Source organism: Paraburkholderia sp. EG286B (assembly GCF_040965655.1).
Classification (GTDB): Bacteria; Pseudomonadota; Gammaproteobacteria; order Burkholderiales; family Burkholderiaceae; genus Paraburkholderia.
Window position 1 is genome coordinate 169,997 of the sequence record NZ_JBFRCF010000011.1, and the last position, 22,502, is coordinate 192,498.

The following is a 22,502-nucleotide window of genomic DNA, read 5'->3' on the forward strand; positions in this document are numbered from 1 at the left end:
CGCCCGCGATGAACCAAAAATAAAGCCCACCGAAGTGGGCTTTTTGCTTTCACCAGCAACCGTTACTTCGCCACCGGCATCGAAAACTCCGCACCCTTTTCGGTGCTTTCCGGCCAGCGTTGCATGATCGACTTCTGCTTCGTATAGAAGCGCACACCTTCTTCGCCATACGCGTGCATGTCGCCGAAGAGGCTGCGCTTCCAGCCGCCAAAGCCGTGCCATGCCATCGGCACCGGAATCGGCACGTTGATGCCCACCATGCCCACTTCGATCTGGCGGCCGAACTCGCGCGCCACGTGGCCGTCGCTCGTGAAGCAGGCGACGCCGTTACCGAACTCGTGATCGTTGATCAGCTGCACGGCCTCAGCGAAGTCCTTCACGCGCACGCAGGCGAGCACCGGTCCGAAGATCTCTTCCTTGTAGATACGCATCTCGGGCGTGACGTTGTCGAACAGCGTGCCGCCGGTGAAGAAGCCTGCTTCGTGGCCCGGCACCTTGAGGCCGCGCCCGTCCACCACGAGCGTCGCGCCTTCTTCCACGCCGCTCGCGATATAGCCTTCGATGCGCTCGAGCGCCTGCTTCGTGACGATCGGGCCCATTTCCGCATCGGCTTCCATGCCGTTCTTCACGATCAGGCTGCGTGCGCGCTCGGCGAGGCGCGGCACGATCCTGTCGGCCACATCGCCCACCAGCACCGCCACCGAGATCGCCATGCAGCGCTCGCCGGCCGAGCCGTAGCCTGCACCGATCAGGGCGTCGACGGTCTTGTCGAGGTCCGCGTCGGGCATCACGACCATATGGTTCTTGGCGCCGCCGAGCGCCTGCACGCGCTTGCCGTGCTTCGCACCGGTCTCGTAGATGTAGTTCGCGATCGGCGTGGAGCCCACGAAGCTCACGGCCTTCACGTCGCGGTGCGCGAGCAGGGCGTCGACCACGACCTTGTCGCCTTGCACGACGTTGAACACGCCGTCGGGCAGGCCGGCTTCCTTGAGCAGACGCGCCATGAAGAGCGATGCCGAAGGGTCGCGCTCGCTAGGCTTGAGGATGAACGTGCAGCCGGCTGCGAGTGCCACCGGGAACATCCAGCACGGCACCATGCAGGGGAAGTTGAACGGCGTGATGCCGGCCACCACGCCCAGCGGCTGGCGCACGGTCCAGTTGTCCATGCCCGTGGAAACCTGCTCGGTGTAGTCGCCCTTGAGCAGTTGCGGAATGCCGCAGGCGAATTCGATCACGTCGATGCCGCGCGCCACTTCGCCCTGCGCGTCGGAGAAGACCTTGCCGTGCTCGGCCGTGATGATTGCCGCGAGTTCGTCCGCGTGGCGATTCATCAGTTCGAGAAAACGCAGCATGACGCGTGCGCGGCGAATCGGCGGCGTGTCGCGCCACTTCGGGAACGCGGCTTTCGCGCTCGCCACGGCGGCATCCACGTCGGCAACTTCGCCCAGCACGAGGCGGCGCGCGGCGGCGCCGGTCGCGGGGTTGAAGATCGCTTGCGTGCGGTCGCCCGTGCCACGCCCGGTCTTGCCGCCGATGAAGTGGACTACGTCTGCGGAATCGGTATAGGGCTGCATGTCATCTCCTCGTTAGGTGAGTGCGTGCCGCCAGTCTACGGAGGGTGCGGGGGCGAGGAAAGACGCTGGCGCTGAATTGATTGTTTTCAGCTGTGAACAATCGCTCGCGTGGTCTGTGAAAAGTCCACGAGCGGCATGCTAGTATCGGCGCGGGAATCACGAGTTTTGACGCGGACTTTTTATCGATGGATACACAGCGAGTCGAAGCACTCTGGACGCATTTGCACTGGCTCAATGTGCTGGCCACCCAGGGCAGCTATACCGCGGCGGCGACGCGCCTCGGCGTGAGCAAGGCGGCGGTGAGCCAGCGCATTGCCGAACTGGAGCGCGTGGCGGGCGTGCCGCTTGTGCAGCGCACCACGCGCAGCGTGCGCTTCACGGAGGCGGGGCTGCGGCTCGTGGAGGACACGCGCGCACAGTTCGACAGCATTGCCACCAGCTTTGCGAGCGTGCGCGAGATGGCCGATGTCGCGCGCGGCACGGTGCGCGTCACCGCGCCCGTGGCCTTCGCGCGCCAGCAACTGGTGCCGCGTCTCGCGCAGTTTTCGCGCACGCATCCCGAGGTGCGCGTGCAGTTGGAGCTTTCCGACCGGCTCAGCTCGATCGCGACCGAAGGATTCGATCTCGCGATTCGCCATAGCGCGCAGGTGCCGGAAACCCACGTGGCCTGGAAGCTCTGCGACACGCGCTCGGTCATCGTCGCCACGCGGGCTTACCTCAAGCAGCGCGGCATGCCGCAAACGCCGGCCGATCTGGCGCAGCACGACTGTCTGTTCTATCCGCGCCCGCTGGGCGCGGGGGTGTGGTCGTTCGAGAAAGCCGGCCGCCGCGCCGAAGGCGCGCGCGAGACGGTGACGGTGAATGGCCCGTTCTCGGCGAACAACAGCGAGGCGTTGCGCGACGCGGCGCTGGAGCATCTCGGCATCGCGCTGTTGCCCGATTTCAGCGCGCAGGCCGCGCTGCAGGCCGGCAAGCTCGTTGTGCTGCTGCCCAACTGGCGCCCCGTGGGCGCGTTCGCTTCGCAATTGCACGTCGTGCGGCCGTATGGGGCGCAGGTGCCGCGAGCGGTCAAGCACTTTACGGAGTTTCTGCGGCAGACGTTCAAGGATGGCTTTCCGCTGGAGTGACCTGGCGCACGCAGCCATGCCGCCGCCTTCCTGATGCGTTCTTGATAGATTATTGGTATCCACGGCGCCCGGTGCCGACGTTATGCTTGACGCAACACGGAGGCAGACGCATGGACCAGCACGAAACACCGGTGACGGATTTGGGGCGGCAATGGTACGTCGAACGCGAATGCTCGCTGGAGGCATTCGTAAGCCGGCTGCGCGACGACGGCAGCCCGCCGCGTTACGCCTGCGAGGTGAGGCAGCGCATTCCCGTGTACGACTGCGCGGCGCTCGAAGGCGCGCTTCACGACGCGGCGCAGCGCGCGCAGTTGCAGGCGGAATGGGCGCACGTGCTGCGCGACGGCGCCGGCGTACTGGTGCTCGAACGCGCTTACGCCAACATGCAGACCGTGGACGATGCGACCGCCGTGTTCGAATCCATCATCCGGGCCGAGCGTGAGCAGGGCACGAGCGGTGCGGACCATTTTGCGAAGGCGGGCGCAAACGACCGCATCTGGAATGCGCAACAGAAGCTCTGCCTCGAAGCACCCGCCGTGTTCGTCGACTACTTCGCGAATCTGCCGCTCATGGCCGTGTGCGAGGCGTGGCTCGGACCGTGCTATCAGATGACCTCGCAGGTCAACGTGGTGCGTCCGGGCGGCGCGGCGCAGGAAGCGCATCGCGACTATCACCTGGGATTCCAGACGATCGAGGAGGCGCAGCGCTATCCGGCGCATGTGCATCACGTCTCCGCCTTTCTCACGCTCCAGGGGGCGGTGGCGCACAGCGACATGCCGGTCGAGAGCGGGCCGACGAAACTCCTGCCGTGCTCGCAACGCTATGCCGAGGGCTATCTTGCGTGGCGGCGCGCCGATTTCCGCGCGTATTTCGAAGCGCATTGCGTACAGTTGCCGCTTACCAAAGGCGATGCCTTGTTCTTCAATCCCGCGCTATTTCATGCGGCGGGCGCGAACCGCACCGCCGACGTGCAGCGCATGGCGAACCTGCTGCAGGTTTCATCGGCGATGGGGCGCGCCATGGAAGCGCTCGACCGCACGAGCATGTGCGAGGCGATCTATCCCGTGCTGCGCGAGCGGCGCAGGAAGGGCCCGAGCGATGCGATCGACCTCGCGACGGTGGCGGTCATCGCAGCGTGTGCCGAGGGCTATCCGTTTCCCACCAATCTCGACCGTGACCCGCCTCTGGGTGGCCTCGCGCCGGAAAGCCAGCAGGCACTCATGCAGCGCGCGCTGCGCGAGGACTGGGAGCCGGGCCGGTTCGCCGAGGCATTGCGCGCGCAGGGCGCGCGACGCGACCCCGCGTGAGCGCCGCGATGACCTCGTCGAGCACGGGGCCTGTCTCGCGGCCGCTAGCGACCACGAGACGGTGAGGTGAGGATATTCAGGACCGCTATCGGATCAATTTGAAGCGCCCACCTCCGCAAAGCGCGCTTCGTTCAGATCGGCAATCAGCGAGGGACCCGTCGGGCGCCAGCCGAGCCGCGCCTGGGTGAGCGCGCTCGAAGCGGGCATGTCGAGCCCCACGAACATGCCCATCCAGCCGAAATGCGCGGCCGCCTCTTCCGGCGCGATCGAAACGACCGGCAGGCCGAGCCCGCGGCCCAGCGCCTCGGCGATTGCGCGGCTCGTCACGCCTTCTTCGCCGACCGCGTTGTAGCGCGCGCCCGGCTGACCTTTTTCCACGGCGAGCCGATAGAGGCGCACGACGTCGGAGAGATGGCCGGCGGGCCAGCGGTTCTGGCCGTCGCCCACGTAGGCGCAAACGCCTTTTTCGCGGGCGATCGCAACGAGCGGCGTAATGAGCCCTTGCCGGAACGGGTTGTGGACCTGGGGCAGCCGCACCGCGCCTACATTGAGCCCTTGTTCCAGCAGTACCTGCCCAGCCAACTCGGAAGCAATACGCGGGTTGGGATGACCCGGATTGAAGACGTCCTCGCTCGCCGGCTCGCCTGGCTGGGCATTACCGATGCCCGTGCCGGACGTGATCAGCAACGGACGATCGGAGCCGGCGAGCGCGGCGCCGAGCGCCGCAATGGCGCGCTTGTCCTTCTCGCAGTTTTCGACGAAGCGCGAGAAGTCGTGGTCGAAGGCCGTGTGGATCACGGCGTCCGCTTGCTCCGCGCCGCTGCGCAGGCTTGCCGGTTCCTCGAGCGTGCCGCGATGCACGCGTGCGCCCGCCCTCGCGAGCGCCTGTGCGCCCGCTTCGGAGCGGGTCATGCCGATCACTTCGTGACCGGCTTCAATGAGTTCCGGAACGAGCGCCGAGCCGATGAAGCCGGTCGCGCCGGTCAGAAAAATACGCATGGTCATCTCTCCTGGGTCATGACTGGCGTACTATCTCCAAATTCTCTATACCGTTAAAGTAGTGAGTTCATCATATTAAGATGACTAACAGGCTTTCCATTCCGATCCACTCGGCGGGCTCGCTCGGCGACTTCCTGAAGCGCTGCCGTACGCGGCTCGACCCCGCGAGCTTCGGTTTCAGCGGTCGCAGGCGCACGCCGGGGTTGCGTCGCGAAGAAGTGGCGCAGCGGGCCAGTATCAGTCCGACCTGGTACACGTGGCTCGAGCAGGGGCGTGGCGGCGCGCCTTCGCCGGAGGTGCTCGAACGCATCTGCAGCGCGCTGATGCTCACCGATCCGGAGCGCGAGCACCTCTTCATGCTGGGGCTCGGGCGGCCGCCCGAAGTGCGCTACAAGCCCGTGGACGGAGTCAATCCGCGGCTGCAACGCCTGCTCGACTCGCTGCGCTACAGCCCGGCCATCGTCAAGACGGCCACCTGGGAGGTCGTGGCCTGGAATCGCGCCGCGGCCATCGTACTCACCGACTACGGCAAGCTGCCGCCCGGCCAGCGCAACATCCTGCGCTTCCTGTTCTGCAACCCGGACGTGCGCGCCAAGCAGCACGACTGGGATAACGTGGCGCGCTTCGTGGTGGGCGCGTTCCGGGCCGACGTTGCACGCGCGGGTCTCGTTTCGGCCGTTGGCGAACTCGTCGACGAGTTGTGCAGCGTGAGCCCCGAGTTCGACGCCCTGTGGCGCGAGAACGAAGTGCTCGCGCACGCGGAAGCCGACCACGTGAAGCGCTTGCACCATCCCACGCTGGGTCTGATCGCGCTCGAGCAGTCGGCGTTTTCCGTCGATGGCCGGCCCGACCTGCACATGATCGTCTACAACCCGGTCGATGCCGGGCAGGCCGAACGCATCAAGGCGTTGATCGAGCAGTCGTGACACCGCCGCGCGCATGCTGACCTCTCTCGTCTTCCTCTCCCATCGCAACACTCCGGGCTTGTCCTGACTGCACCACAGCGGGCGCGACGCTTGCGGGCAAAGGCCGTCCGGTGCTCGCCGTGGCGAGCGCGTTTCGCTTCGCGGCAGCGAGGCATGAGCGGATTGCCGGCGCCGCATCCAACCAGGAGACGTGTCATGGGAGACGAGAATGGCCCGCATCACGGGTACGACCGGCGCCGTTTTCTCGCCGGCGTAGCGGCGGTTGCCGGCAGTGTTGCGCTATCGGGCTGCGGAGGCGGCGGCGGTGACGACCCGGGCGGCCACGACAGTGACGCGCCTGCACCATCGATCGGCGACGTTCCCTCACCGGACGGCGCCGACCGTTATAGCCTGCCGCGCCCGGGGTTGCCCGATCCGGCGAGTTCGGGCATCGATTTCATCGTGCTGGTCACGATGGAAAATCGTTCCTTCGACCACTTCCTCGGCTGGGTGCCGGGCGCCGAAGGCACGCCCGCGAACCGCCAGTTCAAGGACGCGTTCGGCGCGACGCAAACGCCGTTTTCGCTCGCGGCGAACGCCGCCTATGGCTACCAGGCGTGCGCGTACCAGGACCCCAATCACAGCTACGACGGCGCGCGCACGCAACTGGCTTCGGGCGAGATGAACGGCTTTCTCCTCACGCCGGGCACGAGCCTGCATCAGGGCGACTTGCTGCCCATCGGTTATTACACGTCGGCCGATGTGCAGTTCTTCGACGCCGTGGCGAGCAGCTACACGATCGGCGACTTCTACTTCAGCGGCATCCTCACCAGCACGTTTCCCAACCGCCTTTATCTGCACAGCGGCGCAACGGACCGCCTCGACGACGGTATCGACAATTCGACGCTCCCTACGATCTGGGACCGGCTCAGCGACGCGAATATCGGCGGCAACTACTACTATCACGACGTGCCGTTCACGGCGCTCTACGGCACGCGCTATGTCGGCATTTCGCGTCCGTTTGCGGATTTCGTCGCGCGTGCCGAGGCGGGCACGCTGCCGCCGTTCTGCATGGTCGATCCGGCGTTCGCGGGCGAGCCGCAAGGCACTTCCGCGGACGATCATCCGCACGCGGACATTCGCAACGGCGAGGCGTTTCTCGGCCAGGTGTACGAGGCGCTGCGCACGAGCCCGACCTGGAACCGCACGCTGATGATCGTCGTGTACGACGAATGGGGCGGCTTTCTCGAGCACGTGGTGCCGCCCACGCGGCCGATCAGCAAGAACGAGCTCGCGCTCGGCAACGACGGCAAGCTGGGCTTTCGCGTGCCGCTCGCGCTCCTGGGGCCGCGCGTTCGCGCGGGCACGGTCACGCGCTACCCGTTCGACCCGAGTTCCATTCACGCACTGCTGCAATGGCGCTTCGGCTTGCAGCCACTCGGCGTGCGCGGCAGTGATTCGGCAACCTTCAATCTCGCCTATGCGCTCGACTTCACTGATGCGCCGCGCACCGACGCGCCGGCGTTCACGATTGCCCAGGGCACGTTCGGCGGGGAGTGCTCGGGGACGCCCGGAACGTCGTCGTCGAACCCGGTGTCGTCGATCGATCAGTCGCAGCTCGCGACCAATCCGAACGTGGACCGCTTCGCGGACCTGCGCGCGAAGGCGGCGTCGTTAGGATTCCAGACGGGAGGTTAGCGCCGCGGGGTGAGCCATCGGTGCCGTCGATCGCCGTGTCAGCGCACGGCGATCGATGCCGCGATCCGGTCGGCGAGTTCGCCGAGCACGCGACTGAGCGCAGCGGCTTGTGCGGTCGCATCGTGGCCCTCGACCGGCGCGCTCAGCGCCGCCTGCTGGGAAAGCGTGGTGCGTGCGGGCTGTCCCGCCAGGAGCGTCCACGCCACTTGCAGCGTGAGCGTGCCGCCTGCGCTCGCGTTGCAGTCGAGCACCGTGACGACGAGCGTGCGCGTGCCGGCGGGCGCGGGCGCGTCCGGAAAAACGAATGCGCCGGCCGGCAGGCGCGGCAGCAGGTCTTGCGCGAGCGTGCTGCGCATCATCTGCGCGAGCGGCGCGCCCCAGCGGTCGTTGTCGTCGACTGCGAGCCGGTTGGGCGCGATATGCGTCACCACTTCGGGCCGGTCGAGCACGGCGGGAATATGCACGGCGCTCAGTTGCACCGGCGCCATGGCGGCGGTGGCAAGCGGCGCTTGCGCGGGCGTCGCGTTGAGCGTGACGTAACGCGTGGGCGGACTGTGGCCACATCCGGCGAACCCGGCGCCGATGCCCACGACCACGGCCGCACGCAGCAGTCGCGCGATCGAGGCCGCTGCGCATCCGGCGCAGCGCGCTTGGCGGCGCATCATTGGCTCTCCTCCTGCGCCTTGCCGTGCAGCAGCGCTTCGGGGTGCCGGTCGAGATAGTCGGCGAGCGCGCGCACCGAGCGCGCGGTATCGGTCAGCTCGCGCAGCGCGGCGGGCAGGTCGTTCTGGCTCGAAGCGTCGGCGCCCAGCGTGCGATTGGCCGCCGCGACGGTGCGATCGGCTTCGTTCGCCGTCTCGCGCAGCTGCGCGACGAGCGGGCCGATCTGGGGCGACACCTGCGCGAGCGTCTGATCGATTTGCGCCACCGAGCGGTCGATGTGCTTCAGGCTGTCGCGGATCTGCGGCGAGGAGCTGATGGCGTTCACGTGCGCCGCAATGCTGCGCACTTCGTCGCCCGTTTGCTTGATGGGCAGGTCGTCGATCTTCGCGATCACGTCGCTGGCGCGCGAGGTCATGGTGTCGAAATCGGCAGGGGCGACGCTCGGAATCACGGGAAGCCCGTTGTCGGCGGTGAGCGTCGCGCCCGCCGCGCCCGCAACGAAGTCGAGATTGACCTTGCGCGGCCCGACGAGCGGCGGGTCCTGCGAAAGGCGCGCGCGCAGCCCGTCGGCGACGAGGTGATCGAGCATGCCGTCGACGAGCGGCCGCCAGTTGCCGTCCGCGGGCGGCGGCGCGCCGACGATGCCGAGCTGCGATGGGTCCAGCGCGAGCTGAACCGGCGTGCTCAGCGCGCCCGTGCGCGCGTCGTAGCTCAGGCGCACGCTCGTGACGGTGCCCACGGGAAAGCCGCGCAGATCTACCTCCGAGCCGGTCTCCAGGTTGCCGACCGCGCCGTCGAAGCGCACCGCATAGGTCACCATCGGGCCGTGTTCGGGTGCGAGCGGAGGCCGGCGATCGCTGCCGTCGAAGTGGTCGGCATGTTTGCCGGGACCCGGCTCCATGACGATCTCGGGCCCCGAAAGCATGCCCTTCAGCGAGGCCGGATCGCTCAAATCCACCTTCGCGCCGCGCAGGTAGAACCGCGTGCCCGAGCGCAAATACGGATTCTCCGCCCGGTCGATCCGGAGCTTTGTTTCGACATGCTTACCATCGGGCGCGAGCGACACGTCCGAGACGGTGCCCACCTTCACGCCGTGCAGCGTGACGATCGTGTCGTCGGGCTTCATGCCGTAGGCGTTGTCGAACGTGACGACAACGGTCTCGCCGTCATGGATGAGCGCGCGCAGGCCGAGCCAGCCCGTCGTGCCAATGGCGGCGATCGGCACGGCCCAGATCCAGCCGGGCCAGGCGCTGCGCCGCACTTCGGCCTGCGTGCGGTGGCGACGCGGGCCGCTCATGGCTTTCTCCGCGTATGCGCGTCCCACATCATGCGCGGGTCGAAGCTGCGCGAAGCCATCATCGTGAAGAAGACGACGAGCGCGAACGCCGTCGCGCCGATGGCGGGTCTAGCCACCGCCACGCCGTCGAAGTGGATCAGCGGCACGAAGGCCGCAATCGTGAAGACATCGACGTTCGACCAGCGTCCGAGCTCGTCGATCCAGCGATAGAGATGGGCCTTGGCGCGCAGATGCCGGCGCGAATGGCACAACACCGAGGTGATGAACCATGCCATGCCGCCGAGCTTCGCAACGGGAATCACGATGCTCGTGCAGATGATCAGGATGCCGAATGGCCATAACCCGACGTGGAAGAGCTGATAAACGCCGTCGATGATGCGGTGCGAGTCGTAACGCCCGAGCTGCCGCGACATGGTCATCGGATAGAAGTTGGCGGGCACGGTGAGCACGAGCGCCGCAAGCGTGAGCGCGGCCGCGCGCACCACGGCGTCGGGCTTGCGCGCGCGCAATTTCAGGCCGCAGCGCGGGCATGGCCGGCCCTCATGCGCAATGGGCACGACGAGGTCGCACACGGGGCAGGACAGCGCGCCATGCCCGTGCGGCGCTTGCTGGTCGGGGACGATGGCGCGCCAGACAGTGCGGCGATCGAGCGAGGCGCGCGTGAGCATCGACATGAGCGCGGCGAGGATGAAACAGTAGCCGCCCGCCCCGATCGTTCCGGTGAGGTTTTGCGTGACGCGCGCATAGCCGACGAGGCAGCCCGCCAGATACACGTCGGGCATGGCCCAGATGTCGAGCGCGATGGACCAGCGAAAGAGCGTGCCGATATGCCTGAATCGCACGCCGAAGCGGACCAGTCCAAGCACGATCATGAGCACACCGAAGCGCACGAACGGCAGCACGATGCCGAACGCGCCGAGCAACAGCGCGAGCGCGAGCCAGCCGTCGCGCCAGATCGACACGATGCCCGACGCGAGAACGGCGGAACGATCGGCGCCGAGCATGTGCACCGTCATCAGCGGCGCGAGGTTGGCGGGGAACAGCAGGACGAATGTCGTAATGGCGCAGGCGAGCGAAGCGCTGATGCTGCGCCCGCTGCGCCGCTCCAGCGGGTAGTGGCAGATCCTGCAGCGCGCGAGCATGCGCGGGCCGAGCGGAGGGATGTCCTCGAGGGCGCCGCATTCGGGACAGCCAATCGTCATGGGCGGGGCTCCTGACTACGCCTCGCGATGACACACGATTCGCATCAGTGAGGCAGTTTCAGACCACGCGCATAAAGCGTTCCCGCGCCGCGGCGGATGCTCAGCCTTCCGATTTATTGCGGTTCAAGACCCATGCCGCGCCGAGCGCGAAGCCGACGGCGGCGGCGAGCCCGAGCGCAGTCATGGGCTTGTCGGCGACGTTGTCGCGTGTGGCGTCGGCGGCATTGTTCAGGGCCTGCTGGGACTTGCCATACAGGATCTTTGCCTTGCCGGCCAGGCCCATGGCGGGGTCGCCCAGCATGCGGCCGGCCAGGTGCTGCGCCTCTCCCGCGACCTCGCTCGCGACGGCGTGTGCGTGTCTCGTGTCCATGATCGTGCTCCTGTGCTCAGGGTGGGTCATTGAATATGCGCGCTCCACTTGCGCAATCACGGTGGAGCAACGCGAATGCCCGCAGCACGGCGATCGATGAAGCAAAGGCGAATCAGCGCTCGCGCGCAAGCGTGAGCGCGGCGGTGATCTGATCGAGGCCGATGGGTTTGACGAGATGCCGGTCGAAGCCGGCCTGCGCGCTGCGCAGCACGTCGCCGGCTTGCGCCCAGCCGGTGAGCGCGACGAGGCACAGATCGCGCAAGCCTGCGCGTGCGCGTACCCGCTGCGCGAACTCGCAGCCGTCGATGCCCGGCATGTCGAGATCGACGAATGCGATCGCCGGCGTGGACCGTTCCAGCGCAGCGAGCGCCGTTTCCCCGTCGTAGAACACGGCACACTCGCAGCCGAGTACGCCAAGCAGTTCGCCGAGGCTGTCCGCGGCGTCGCGGTTATCGTCGACGATCAACACCTTGGTGCCGTCGAGCCGGGCGACGTTAATGGGCGCGGCCGGCTCGAAGGCGTGGTCGACGGGCAGTGAAACGACGAAGCGGCTTCCGAGGTTCCTGCCTTCGCTGGTTGCCGAGATCGTGCCGCCATGGAGTTCGACGAGCTTCTTCGACAACGCGAGCCCCACGCCGAGTCCGTCCATGTGCCGCTCGGGCTGCAGGCGTCCGAACAGCGTGAAGAGCAGGGACGACTCCTCCGGCGTGAAGCCCATGCCGTTGTCGGTGACCGTGACGACCACACGGTTCAGGTCGCATTCCACGGCAATCTCGATGCGGCCGCCCGCGGGCGTGTATTTCGCCGAGTTGTTGAGCAGATTGGCGAACACCTGGGCGAGCCGCACGTCGTCGCCGTGCAGATGCAGCGGCGCGGCCGCCTTGCTCACCGCCAGCGCATGCCGCGCCTTCTCGATGGCCGGCCGGCTCAGGTCAAGCGCGGTTTCCAGCACGGTATGGATATCGATGCGGCGCCGGCGCAGCGCAATCGCACCGCTGTTGATGCGCGCCACTTCCATCAGGTCGTCGACTAGCCGCACGAGATGACCGAGCTGGCGGTCGAGCATGTCGAGCACGTGTTTGCCGTCGGCCGGGTCGGGGCTCGCGCGCAGGATCTGCAGGCCATTGCGGATGGGCGCGAGCGGATTGCGCAGCTCATGCGCGAGCGTCGCGAGAAAGTGATCCTTCATGCGGTCGACGTGCGCGAGCTTCGCTTCGCGCTCGCGCAGCAGCGCCTCGGCCCTGGTGCGCTCGATGAGACTGGCCGCCTGGTTCGCAAGGATGTCGAAGAGCTGAAGCTGCCGCTCGGTGGGCCGCCAGGGCACGGCCCAATGCGTGGAAAGCATGCCGATCAGCTTGCCGTCGCGGGCGCGCAGCGGCGTGGTCTGCATGCTCCGGATGCCTGTCTCGCGGTAGACGTCGAGGTCGGCGGTGCCGACAAACTCAGGCCAGGCTTCCGCGTCGGGGACGATCACGCGCTCGCCCCGCGCCCAGGCGGCGCCGCAGCTCGTGGTCGAGTCGATCTGGACGATGCGCCAGTGTTCGGCCGCGGCCAGCGTGAAGCCGCAATGCGCGATGAGGTCGAGCCGCTGGGGGCCGTGCTCCTCGCCGGACAGCATTTGCAGGCTCGCGAAATCGGAGCAGAGGAGTTGCCGGGCCGCCTCGACGATACGGCTATACAGCGCCGCCGGCTGATGCTCCACCAGCAGGTGGAGCGAAAGTTCGTGCAACGATCGGCTCGCGGAGAGATCTTCGTTGAGCAGGGCGATCAGCGTTGCGGGGTCGGTGCTGACCGCCGGGGCCGGATTCATTAACGGATCTGCGTCTCGCGTCGTCATAGTGGTTCTGTACGGGGGCGCCCAGTACCGGCAATCCGCATATTCTATGCGGCTTTGTCAGAGCCGTGTGTTGCCGGCTTGTAAATAGGGTTATATCCAGTTGCGTTTGCAACGAGCCCGCCACGTGGGCGCCGCAGGAACATGCGATGCGAATTTAAAGGTATCCGATAAGGCCGATTGTCTGACCATGCCGGCATGCCCGATGCACTGATAAATGGGGATGCCGGGGTTGGAACATCGGGGTGAGCTGGGAGGGAAACGACGATGCGCAGGAAATCACGATCATTGCGAGCCATGGCCGATAAATGGCTTATCTTGCGGCCGGACACGCGCGTGCACGTCACGCGTGTCGCGCAGGGTGCAAGGAAGCACCGCTTGTGCGTCTACGTCAGCGCGGACGGCACCGTGGGCCAATCGGGCATGTTCTTCTTCCGTCACGACGACGGCAGCTGGTACATCTTTCCGCCGGACGAAGCGCGTCCGGCGCTCGGCATCGAGGGAGGTAACGCCTGAGCGCCGCGGCAAGCCGCGGTATACCCGGCCGGAGCGCTGGCGCCGTTCACGGGCCGAACAGTCCCTGCGTCGGCAGCGACAGTTTGCCGTGATCGACGAAGCGCGTGCCGCCGCCGATGCCGCCGGCCAGGCGTCCGCGTATTTCGTAGGGAACGTTGCCGGCCTGTGCGCTGCCCGCAAAGGCGAAAGCCTGGCGCACGGCGGCGAAGGCCGGCACGGTCAGCGGCACGACGATCACGGCTTCACCGAAGCGCGGCACGACGCCGCTTTGATCGCTCACGCCGCTGGCAAACGATTGACCGTTCAGGTCCAGTTGCAATGACACGCCGCTAAATTCGACCGGTGTGTCGTTGGGATTCTGGATGCGCAGCTTCACGTTGAAGCGCATCTCCATGCCTTCGCCCTGTAGCGGCTCGAGCCCTGCCACGTTGACCCGCAGCGGGTCTCCCATCATTCCCGCGCAGCCGCCTAGCCAGAACAGCATGCAAAGCAAGGTGCAGACAAGTCGCATTGAGCGCCTGGCGTCAGGTGCTGGCATGGCAAGTACCTCGATCGTCGAGTCCGCGAGTGCCGCCTAGTGTAGCGTCGATCGTTCGCGGGATTCTTGCCGGCCGACCAGCTCGATCCGGATTGCATGGATTCAGGCCGAACCTGCGATACGATACGTCCCCGACGCTCAAGCAATATGCGCCACACGCGGCCGAAATTCTTTTCAATCTGCTTTCACCGGTCGAGTGCCGCCTCACGCGTCTTGACTCTCTCCTTTCGTTGCCCGGCCCGTTCTCATGCTCAGCGCCTTCGCTCTATTCGGGATCTTGATCGTATCTTGCCTGATGAGCGTCGCCATCCTGGGCTCGCTGATCCGAACCGCCGTGCCGGGCGTGGGCCGCTGGTGTCTGGGCTATGCGCTGGTGGCCACGGCCTCCACCTGGATCGTGCTCGCCGGCCCGGGTGCTGGCGCGATCACGATCGTCGCGACGTCGGTCGCGACCCTGGGCGCGGTCGTGCTGCTCGTGCAGGGCACGCGCCAGTTCTTCGGCATGCGCGCCGTGTGGCACACGGAATCGGCGGCGCTGGTCATGATCTGCGCTGCGCTGGTCTATTTCATGTGGGTGTCGCCCAGTGTCGGCGCGCGAGGCGTGCTCGTCTCGCTGGGCCTCATCTATGGCGGCTCGCGATCGGTACGCTGGTGCTGCGGCACGCCTCGCGCGAGGGTACGCGCTACGCATGCCGGCTGATCGCCGTGGCCGCCGGGGTCGGTGCGCTCGTGTATGTCGCGCGCATCGCCGCGATCGTCTCCGGGGCCGTGCCGTCGCTTACGTTCGTGCAGCCGTCGCCCTGGAACGTGGCGCTGCTCGGCCTTGCGATCGTCACGTTGCCCTGCATGTCGATCGGCATGGTGATGCTCGCTCACGACCGGATCCTTGGGCGCATGGAAAAGCTCGCGACGATCGACGAACTGACGGGCGCGCTCACGCGCCGCGCGTTCATCGCCAGGGCGCAGGTCCTGCTCGCGCAGGCGCGGGAGAAGGGCGATCCGTTGTCGATCGCGATTCTCGACATCGACAACTTCAAGGCCGTCAACGACGGCTTCGGCCATGCGGTCGGCGATCGCATCCTGGCGCACGTCGCCTCGGTCGTCTCCGCGCAATTGAGGTCATGCGATCTGTTCGGGCGGTTGGGCGGCGAAGAGTTCGCGATCCTCTTTGCCTACGCGCAAAAGCACGATGCAGCGACGTTGACGAATACGCTGCGGCTCGCTGTCGAACGATCGTCCGCCGAAGGGGTGCGCTGCACCCTCAGCGCGGGCGTCGGCAGGTTCGTGCCGGGCGATACGCTGGAGAGCGCGATGGTGCGCGCCGACGCTGCGCTCTATGTCGCGAAGGCGGCGGGGCGCAATCGCGTCGTCATGACATCGGATGCCGAGGAAGGCGAAGCCCGCTACCTCGCCGAATCGCGTTAAAGAAATGCTTGCCCGGCAAATTTATTCCAGGGAAAATTCGCGCTGACGAAAACCGGCAGCGACGCCGGCTTCGTGCGACCCGGCGCGTCGTACCGGGCAGGCCAATCATTACCCGGGCAATGGCGTCCGCAACGGTGTTCATGCCGGATAACTGCCCATGTTCAAGCGCCTCTTCTCCGAACTCGCCCGAGTCTTCGTTCCCGTTGGGCGAGAATCCGACTTCTCCGCTCTGATCGACTTCCCGTGCTGCGCGCTAGACGACGCCGCCATCGAACGGGAAAGCGGTCTGTCCCGATTGCGTGACAGTGCGGGCATGCGTGCGGCCCGCTCGCGCCGCCGCGTCTGGCGGCTTCGCGCAGTGCGCCGCGATCTTCGCCGCGCCGTTCGTCCGGCGACGCGCTTTTAAAGCGGCACTACGCTCGCCCGTTATCAGGGATAAAGCCGCTTGGATTCGTCATAGAAAACCTGCTACTGTCATTGGCACAAAACCCCGGCTGGCAGGCCGTTGCCACAACAGGGTTTCAATTGCTTTACGGTGAATCGCCAATATGGATGAATTGCTTGAGCGGCTTTCCCAGAAGGTTGTCGCGGCGCAGAATCTGGAAGGACTCGTGCGGCCGCTTCTCGAAATGCTTGGAATATTGACCGGACTTGAGTCGACCTACCTGACATCGGTGGACTTCCGTCGTGAGGTGCAGACCGCCCTCTATTCGCGCAACGAGGGCGACGTGCAGATCATGGAGGGCCTGCAGGTTCAGTGGTTCGACACCCTCTGCAAGCGCAGTCTGGAAAGCGGGCGGCGCGTGGTCAGCAACGTCAAGGATATTTGGGGCGATTCGCGGGCGGCCTCGGACCTCGGCATTTGCACCTACGCGAGCGCGCCGGTCTGCGCGGAAGGCGGCGCCGTCATCGGCACGCTATGCGGCATCAGCCGCGAGAGTCTCGAAGTCAACGCGCGGGCGCGCGGCGCGCTGAATGTCTTCGCGAAACTGATCTCGGAGCATATCGAGCGCGAGCGGCTCATCGAACAACTCACGCTCGCCAACGAGCATCTCGCACAACGCGCCTTGATCGACGACATGACGGAACTGCCGAACCGGCGCGCGCCGGCAAGAGCAACTGGACATTCCGGTAAGCCCTCAACTGCCGCTATCAACCGGGACCTGCAACTCCCTTTAGGGTCTTCCCTGCCATAGGTGTTTCCGCCTGTTTTTGACGACTCGACGCGAGTATTCTGGACTGCTACCTTACCGGGCACAGGTGTACCCCGCAGCGTCGATCACGCTTGCGGCGGGCGCCGCGGGGGAATGTCCGCGCCGCAACCATGCGGGCGGTGTCCATGTCTTGACCACCCTGATATCCAGAACCGAGGGGATCCCATGAAAAAGTTGTTTGCAGCCGTATCTATTGCCTTGATCGCCTCCACGGCCAGCGTCGGTGCCTTTGCGGCGGACACCATTCGTTTTGGTGTCGATGCAAGCTATCCGCCGTTCGAATCGAAAGCCCCGGACGGCAAACTGGTCGGCTTCGACATCGATCTCGGCAACGAGATCTGCCACCGTCTGAATGCCAAATGCGTCTGGATCGAGAACGACTTCGACGGCATGATTCCGGCGCTGAAGGCGCGCAAGTTCGACGGCGTGCTGTCGTCGATGTCGATGACCCCGGCGCGCAGAGAGCAGATCGCGTTCTCGGACAAGTTGTTCAACACGCCGACGCGTCTCGTCGTCAAGACGGGCTCGGGCATCATGCCGACCGCGGAATCGCTCAAGGGTAAGCGCGTGGGCGTGGAGCAGGGCACGATTCAGGAGACCTATGCAAAGGCGCATTGGGCAGCGGCTGGCGTAGAGGTCGTGCCTTACCAGAATCAGGACCAGGTCTATCAAGACTTGCTGGCCGGCCGCGTGGACGCGGCGCTGCAAGACGCCGTGCAGGCCGAAGTGGGCTTCCTGAAGACGCCGCGCGGCCAGGGCTACAGCTTTGCGGGCGGCGATCTGGACGATCCGGCCACGCTCGGCAACGGCGCCGGCATCGGCCTGCGCAAGGAAGACACCGCGCTCAAGACGAAGATCGACGGCGCGATTGCCAGCATCATCAAGGACGGTACGTACAAGAAGATCGAGAAGAAGTACTTCGACTTCGACGTGTACGGCAAGTGATGTGACGCGTCCGGCGTGACACGTGCACGGCGCGAGAGCGGACGCACCGCTCTCGCGCCGCGTGTCACCGGAACTGGCTACGCGGCCTCGCGCATTGTCTTCGCTTGAGAAGAATCTTTTTTCGGTGGCGCCCCAAACATCCGCGTGTATTCGCGGCTGAACTGCGAGGCGCTCTCGTATCCCACCTCGAATGCGGCGGCCTGTACGCTCATCGACTGCGAAAGCAGCAGTCTGCGCGCTTCCAGCAGCCGCAACTGCTTCTGGTACTGAAGGGGCGGCAGCCCTGTCAGCGCCTTGAACTGCCGGTGGAACGCCGAGGCACTCAGCTGGGCGACTGCCGCCAGGTCTTCCACCCGTACGGGTTCCGCAAACCGCGCACGCAATTTTTCCACCGTCCGCAGCAGGCTGTGAGAAGGGCTCTCGGTCGACGCCAGCCTCGCGATTTCCGAACCATTCGGACCGCTTAGCAACCAGTAGCAGATTTCGCGCATCAGCATGGGATACAGCATGCCGATGGCGTCCGGCGTGTCCAGCAGACGCACGGCGCGCAGCGCGCAATCGGCGAGGGGGCCGTCGAAGTTCGCGACGAACACGCCGCGGCTTGCGTCCGCCGCCGGCACGGGTGCAGGCGACATCTCCTTTGCTACCGCACGCAATATGGCCAGGTCCAGCTCGAGAATCAGAACCAGGCAAGGTTGGTCCGGGCTCGCCTCGAACACGCGGCCCCGCGACGGCGTTTCCACGCCGACCACGAGTGCTTGACCGGCCCGGTACTCCAGTTGCACCCCGCCAAAACTGGCCCATTTGGCGCCCTGGGCGACGATGCACAAAGCCGGGCTCGCCGAGCGAAAGGTGGGCGGCGCGGGGTGGTCGGAACGCAGGACGAGCATTCCGTCGACAGCGGTGCTGTATGGGCTCGTGCCCGGCTGCGTTTGCGTGTAGCGCAGCATGGCGGCGGCCAGTTCGTTCGTCATGGCGGCTCGATCAGGGTCGCGCGAAGGAAGGTGCGCGCCGACCCATCTTAGTCAGCGAAGCAGGATTAGGCAAGAATCCGGCAGGTTCGGGTATTCACTCGCCGGTGGCGTCAGGCGCAGAATCGACGCTACCCAACACAGCGAGAGGTGCCAAATGGCAACGCACAACGGCAGTCAGTCGGGCCCGAAAATCGCGGTCGTCACCGGAGGCAGCCGCGGCATCGGCCGCGACACGGTGCTGCGGCTGGCAAGCCGCGGCGTCCACTCGGTTTTCACTTACAACACCAATCACGCCGAGGCAGAGAAGGTCTGTGCCGAGGTCGCGCAAGCGGGCGGCCGGGCGATCGCCCTGCAGTTGAACATCGCGGATTCAGGCACGTTCGACGGCTTCGTCGCGCGCCTGCGAGAAGCGCTTGGGAAGCTCAATGCAACGGGCTTCGATTATCTGGTGAACAACGCCGGCATCTCTTCGACCGCCACGCTCGCAGCCGGCACCGAAGCGGAACTCGACGCGCAATTCGCGGTGCATTTCAAGGGGCCGTTTCTGCTGACGCAAAAGCTGCTGCCGCTCATTCATGACGGCGGCCGGATCGTGAACATTTCCTCGGGCCTTGCACGCTTCGCGTATCCGGGTCGCGCGATTTATGGCCCGATGAAGGCGGCCGTGGAAGCGCTCACGCGCTACATGGCACTCGAACTCGCGCCGCGCCGGATCGCGGTCAACGTCGTGGCGCCGGGCGCCATTGCGACCGACTTCAGCGGCGGCATCGTGCGTGACAATCCGGAGGTCAACAAGGCGGTGGCGGAACATACCGCGCTGGGCCGCGTGGGATTACCGACTGACGTGGGGCCCGTCATTGCGCGTCTACTGTCGGATGACTTCGGCTGGGTGAACGCGCAGCGCATCGAGGTGGCCGGCGGCATTCATATCTGATTGCGCGGTTGATTGCGCGCGTTAGGGCGTGACGCTTTTGCCGGAGGCGTCGGCTTCGATCCCCCAGTCGCCCTGTTCGAGCCAGTCGTCGCCGAGCAGTTCGGCCGGATGCTGCGTGCGGCTCTGGCCGTTGCCGCATCGCATGTCGTTGGCCGGGCAGTAGTGGTCGCAGCCCCAGCACAGGCGCTCGGGGTGCAGCGGGTGAATCGGAAACTTCTTTGCCATGGATGTCGCCCCTGTGCGGTCTCGGGCAGAACGCAATATTGAGATTGTGTTCTTTCCGCGGCACGGTGGCAGATGGCAGAGTGTCGCGCCCAGGAAGCGCGGTGAAGGGGGAAAGGTCGCGGCGCTCTGCCTGCGTGTTATTGCCACAGGGTCATGCTATGGTCGTACGGCGTCCGGCCGATCCGGTCGCCGCGCCCGGAAGCGCTGAACACAACGACCCGCGTGCTTCTCCATGACCCGTTCGAGTCCTTTCCCGTCAAAGCGGCGCCGTGCGTGGCCGCTGATGCTGTTGTGTGCCGTCATCATCATTCTGGCCGCCATGGTGCTGGCGGGCTGGCTGACGTTGCGCGGCAGCTTGCCGCAGTTGGACGGCACGCGTGCCGCGCCGCTCTCCGCAGCGGTGACGATCGGGCGCGACGCGCTCGGCGTGCCGACGGTGCAGGGCGGCACGCGTGGCGACGTTGCGTATGCGAGCGGCTTCCTTCACGCGCAGGACCGCTTCTTCCAGATGGACTTGCTGCGCCGGGTCGCCGCCGGCGAGATGGCGGCGCTCATCGGCCCGGCGGCGCTGCCGCTGGACCGCCGCGACCGGCCCTTGCGCTTTCGCGAACACGCGCAGGCGGCGCTCGCCGCACTCTCCGCCGACCAGCGGGAGCTGATCGAGCGCTATACGGCGGGCGTCAACGACGGCCTGCGCTCGCTTCGCGCGCGGCCGTTCGAATACTGGCTGTTGCGCGCGCAACCGGCGTCGTGGCGTCCCGAAGACACCGTGCTCGCCGTCTACGCGATGTACTTCGATCTGCAGTATGACCAGGTGAGGCGCGTGCTCTCGCGCGCGGCGTTGCGCGAGCGCGTGCCGGCCGATCTGCTTGCGTTCCTGCTGCCTGAGACGAGCCACTGGGACGCCCCACTCGACGGGCTGCGCGCGTTGGCGCAGCCGCCGGCGGCACTGCCCGCCGCGCCGCCGTCATGGCTCCCGTCAACGCAGTCCGCCGTCGATGCCGAACCGGAGGCCACCGCGCTGCTCGCCGGCCTGCCTGGTTTTGTGAACGCTTTTGCGGGCGCCGGGAGCGCGGTCGATTCGATGGTCGGCAGCAACGGTTTCGCGGTCGACGGCCCGCACAGCGCACACGGCGGCGCGCTGCTCGCGAGCGACATGCACCTCGGCCTGTCGCTGCCGAACATCTGGTACCGGATCTCGCTCGTCTATCCCGCGCCGGGGGGCGGCGAGCGGCGCATCACGGGCGTCAGCTTGCCGGGTACGCCGTTCGTCGTGGCCGGCAGCAACGGCCATATCGCGTGGGGCTTCACGAACAGCTATGGGCGCTTCGTCGATCTGGTCGAACTTCAACGTGATCCGGCCGACCCACTGCGCTACCGTGTCCCGAACGGTGGATGGGCGCGTGCGCAGGTGATCCACGAGCGGCTCGACGTGAACGGCGGCGCGAGCGTCGATCTGCCGGTCGTGCAAACGCGCTGGGGGCCGCAGATCGTGGCCGGCGAGCGCGCGTATGCATTGCATTGGGTCGCGCAGGATCCGCAGGCGACCAACATGAACTTCATGCGGCTCGAAGGCATCACGAACGTTGCCGACGCGTTGCGCGCCGCGCAGACTTTCGGCCTGCCGACGCAGAACTTCATGGTGGCCGACGCGCAAGGCCATATCGGCTGGACGCTTGCCGGCCCGCTGCCGCGCTTCGCGGATGCCGATGCGGACGCTGAAGTGGACGCTCAGGCGGCAGCGCTCGCGAGCTTGCCATTCCCCTCCGGAACGTACGCCGGCTGGCAAGGGTATCGGACGCCCGATGCGTATCCAGTGCGCATCGATCCGCCGGCCGGCCGCATCTGGACCGCGAACAACCGCACTTTGCCGATGGAAGATGTGGCGCGAATCGGCGACGCCGGCACCGATCTCGGCGCGCGCGCCACGCAGATTCGCAACGACCTGCTCGCGCTGCCGCGCGCGAGCGAGCGCGACATGCTCGCGGTACAGACCGACGACCACGCGTTCTGGATCGCGTACTGGCGACGCGTGGCGCTAGACGCGCTCGATGCGCGCGCGCTCGATGGCCATCCCCAACGCGCCGAGTTCCAGCGCCTCGTTCAGGCGTGGGATGGCCGCGCCGATGTCAATGCAGTCGGCTACCGGCTGGTACGCGGGTTCTACGACTCGCTCTACGAAGCATGGTTCGGTGTACTGGACAAGCAGATGGCTGCAATTGCGCCGGACCTCAGCTATCGCGCGGCGAACTCGCGTTACGAAGCGACGATGGAGACGCTGGCCGACCATCGCGCGTGGATACCGGGCGGCTTCGCGGACTGGCGCGCGTTCATGCTGGACCGCATCGATCATGCGATCGCCCGGTTGCCCAAGGGCACCACGCTCGAAGCGGCGCGCTGGGGCGAGCGCAACCACTCGGTCATTGCGCATCCGTTCGCGCGCATGGTGCCGGCGTGGGTGCCGTGGGTTCGCGGCTGGCTCAGCGCGCCGCACGACCTGCTGCCGGGTGACATCAACATGCCGCGCGTGCAGACGCCGGCGTTCGGCGCCTCCGAGCGTTTCGCGGTGTCGCCGGGGCGCGAGCAGGACGGCATCTTCGAGATGCCGGGCGGGCAGTCGGGCAATCCCATGTCGCCGTATTTCCTCGCGGGGCACGAAACGTGGGTGCATGGCGACGCGGCGCCGTTCCTGCCGGGCACAGCGGTGCATACGCTGAAGCTCGTGCCGGCCGGCGCGCAGCAGGCCGCAAACTGA

General features: G+C 66.5%; 22 protein-coding genes. 12 read left to right on the plus strand and 10 right to left on the minus strand.

The window, feature by feature from the left end; genetic code table 11:
• Window positions 1-62: 62 nt before the first annotated feature.
• On the minus strand, window positions 63-1,574 hold the full coding sequence (locus AB4Y42_RS24340) for a CoA-acylating methylmalonate-semialdehyde dehydrogenase (RefSeq protein WP_368690710.1): 1,512 nt from the start codon (window positions 1,572-1,574) through the stop codon (window positions 63-65).
• Window positions 1,575-1,759: 185 nt separating this feature from the next.
• On the opposite strand from AB4Y42_RS24340, the gene AB4Y42_RS24345 reads away from it, so the two are divergent.
• Both AB4Y42_RS24345 and AB4Y42_RS24350 read left to right on the plus strand, forming a co-directional pair.
• On the plus strand, window positions 1,760-2,701 hold the full coding sequence (locus tag AB4Y42_RS24345; protein WP_368695584.1) for a LysR family transcriptional regulator: 942 nt from the start codon (window positions 1,760-1,762) through the stop codon (window positions 2,699-2,701).
• Between the two features lie 110 nt (window positions 2,702-2,811).
• A complete protein-coding gene (locus AB4Y42_RS24350) occupies window positions 2,812-4,008 on the plus strand; it encodes a phytanoyl-CoA dioxygenase family protein (protein ID WP_368695585.1) in 1,197 nt (398 codons plus the stop codon).
• Window positions 4,009-4,101: 93 nt separating this feature from the next.
• Here the strand turns inward: AB4Y42_RS24350 and AB4Y42_RS24355 are convergent, their stop codons facing one another.
• Window positions 4,102-5,007 (minus strand): SDR family oxidoreductase, encoded by a 906-nt coding sequence (locus AB4Y42_RS24355; RefSeq protein ID WP_368690713.1) that lies wholly within the window; start codon window positions 5,005-5,007, stop codon window positions 4,102-4,104.
• 80 nt (window positions 5,008-5,087) lie between these two features.
• Here AB4Y42_RS24355 and AB4Y42_RS24360 point away from each other — a divergent pair, with 80 nt between their 5' ends.
• Together AB4Y42_RS24360 and AB4Y42_RS24365 are read left to right on the plus strand one after the other, a co-directional pair.
• On the plus strand, window positions 5,088-5,933 hold the full coding sequence (locus AB4Y42_RS24360) for a helix-turn-helix transcriptional regulator (RefSeq protein ID WP_368690714.1): 846 nt from the start codon (window positions 5,088-5,090) through the stop codon (window positions 5,931-5,933).
• A 195-nt stretch (window positions 5,934-6,128) separates the two neighbouring features.
• Complete coding sequence (locus tag AB4Y42_RS24365) at window positions 6,129-7,610, plus strand: alkaline phosphatase family protein (RefSeq protein WP_368690715.1); 1,482 nt, start codon at window positions 6,129-6,131, stop codon at window positions 7,608-7,610.
• 38 nt (window positions 7,611-7,648) lie between these two features.
• On the opposite strand, the gene AB4Y42_RS24370 is transcribed toward AB4Y42_RS24365, so the two are convergent.
• The 5 genes from AB4Y42_RS24370 to AB4Y42_RS24390 all read right to left on the minus strand — a co-directional run bounded on the left by AB4Y42_RS24370 (window position 7,649) and on the right by AB4Y42_RS24390 (window position 12,952).
• Window positions 7,649-8,275 carry a membrane integrity-associated transporter subunit PqiC gene (locus AB4Y42_RS24370; protein WP_368690716.1) on the minus strand — a complete coding sequence of 209 codons (627 nt, stop codon included), beginning with the start codon at window positions 8,273-8,275 and terminating at the stop codon, window positions 7,649-7,651.
• Window positions 8,272-9,570 carry an MlaD family protein gene (locus tag AB4Y42_RS24375; RefSeq protein ID WP_368690717.1) on the minus strand — a complete coding sequence of 433 codons (1,299 nt, stop codon included), beginning with the start codon at window positions 9,568-9,570 and terminating at the stop codon, window positions 8,272-8,274. The genes AB4Y42_RS24370 and AB4Y42_RS24375 overlap by 4 nt, the downstream gene beginning before the upstream one ends.
• Entirely contained in the window at window positions 9,567-10,772 is a 1,206-nt protein-coding gene (locus AB4Y42_RS24380; protein WP_368690718.1) for a paraquat-inducible protein A, read from the minus strand. The genes AB4Y42_RS24375 and AB4Y42_RS24380 overlap by 4 nt, the downstream gene beginning before the upstream one ends.
• 100 nt (window positions 10,773-10,872) lie before the next feature.
• A complete protein-coding gene (locus AB4Y42_RS24385) occupies window positions 10,873-11,142 on the minus strand; it encodes a CsbD family protein (protein WP_342924616.1) in 270 nt (89 codons plus the stop codon).
• 112 nt (window positions 11,143-11,254) lie between these two features.
• Window positions 11,255-12,952 carry an ATP-binding protein gene (locus AB4Y42_RS24390; RefSeq protein ID WP_368695586.1) on the minus strand — a complete coding sequence of 566 codons (1,698 nt, stop codon included), beginning with the start codon at window positions 12,950-12,952 and terminating at the stop codon, window positions 11,255-11,257.
• Window positions 12,953-13,354: 402 nt separating this feature from the next.
• Between AB4Y42_RS24390 and AB4Y42_RS24395 the strand changes: the two genes are divergently transcribed.
• Entirely contained in the window at window positions 13,355-13,492 is a 138-nt protein-coding gene (locus tag AB4Y42_RS24395; RefSeq protein WP_368695587.1) for a hypothetical protein, read from the plus strand.
• Between the two features lie 46 nt (window positions 13,493-13,538).
• Here the strand turns inward: AB4Y42_RS24395 and AB4Y42_RS24400 are convergent, their stop codons facing one another.
• Entirely contained in the window at window positions 13,539-14,003 is a 465-nt protein-coding gene (locus tag AB4Y42_RS24400; RefSeq protein ID WP_368690721.1) for an LEA type 2 family protein, read from the minus strand.
• Between the two features lie 322 nt (window positions 14,004-14,325).
• Here AB4Y42_RS24400 and AB4Y42_RS24405 point away from each other — a divergent pair, with 322 nt between their 5' ends.
• The 5 genes from AB4Y42_RS24405 (at window position 14,326) to AB4Y42_RS24425 (ending at window position 17,614) form a co-directional block, all read left to right on the plus strand.
• On the plus strand, window positions 14,326-14,730 hold the full coding sequence (locus tag AB4Y42_RS24405; RefSeq protein ID WP_368695588.1) for a hypothetical protein: 405 nt from the start codon (window positions 14,326-14,328) through the stop codon (window positions 14,728-14,730).
• Window positions 14,682-15,455, plus strand: coding sequence for a GGDEF domain-containing protein (locus tag AB4Y42_RS24410; protein WP_368695589.1), 774 nt, complete (start codon window positions 14,682-14,684; stop codon window positions 15,453-15,455). Before AB4Y42_RS24405 ends, AB4Y42_RS24410 begins: the two co-directional genes overlap by 49 nt.
• Before the next feature lie 157 nt (window positions 15,456-15,612).
• Window positions 15,613-15,861, plus strand: a complete 249-nt coding sequence (locus AB4Y42_RS24415) for a hypothetical protein (protein ID WP_368690723.1) — start codon at window positions 15,613-15,615, stop codon at window positions 15,859-15,861.
• A gap of 151 nt (window positions 15,862-16,012) precedes the next feature.
• Window positions 16,013-16,651 (plus strand): hypothetical protein, encoded by a 639-nt coding sequence (locus AB4Y42_RS24420; protein ID WP_368695590.1) that lies wholly within the window; start codon window positions 16,013-16,015, stop codon window positions 16,649-16,651.
• A gap of 183 nt (window positions 16,652-16,834) precedes the next feature.
• Window positions 16,835-17,614 (plus strand): ABC transporter substrate-binding protein, encoded by a 780-nt coding sequence (locus tag AB4Y42_RS24425; RefSeq protein ID WP_324153421.1) that lies wholly within the window; start codon window positions 16,835-16,837, stop codon window positions 17,612-17,614.
• Window positions 17,615-17,691: 77 nt separating this feature from the next.
• Here the strand turns inward: AB4Y42_RS24425 and AB4Y42_RS24430 are convergent, their stop codons facing one another.
• Window positions 17,692-18,588, minus strand: a complete 897-nt coding sequence (locus AB4Y42_RS24430; protein ID WP_368695591.1) for an AraC family transcriptional regulator — start codon at window positions 18,586-18,588, stop codon at window positions 17,692-17,694.
• 154 nt (window positions 18,589-18,742) lie between these two features.
• On the opposite strand from AB4Y42_RS24430, the gene AB4Y42_RS24435 reads away from it, so the two are divergent.
• A complete protein-coding gene (locus tag AB4Y42_RS24435) occupies window positions 18,743-19,522 on the plus strand; it encodes an SDR family NAD(P)-dependent oxidoreductase (protein WP_368695592.1) in 780 nt (259 codons plus the stop codon).
• A gap of 21 nt (window positions 19,523-19,543) precedes the next feature.
• On the opposite strand, the gene AB4Y42_RS24440 is transcribed toward AB4Y42_RS24435, so the two are convergent.
• Window positions 19,544-19,747 (minus strand): DUF3079 domain-containing protein, encoded by a 204-nt coding sequence (locus tag AB4Y42_RS24440; RefSeq protein WP_368690727.1) that lies wholly within the window; start codon window positions 19,745-19,747, stop codon window positions 19,544-19,546.
• Window positions 19,748-19,979: 232 nt separating this feature from the next.
• Between AB4Y42_RS24440 and AB4Y42_RS24445 the strand changes: the two genes are divergently transcribed.
• Window positions 19,980-22,502, plus strand: a complete 2,523-nt coding sequence (locus AB4Y42_RS24445) for a penicillin acylase family protein (RefSeq protein ID WP_368695593.1) — start codon at window positions 19,980-19,982, stop codon at window positions 22,500-22,502.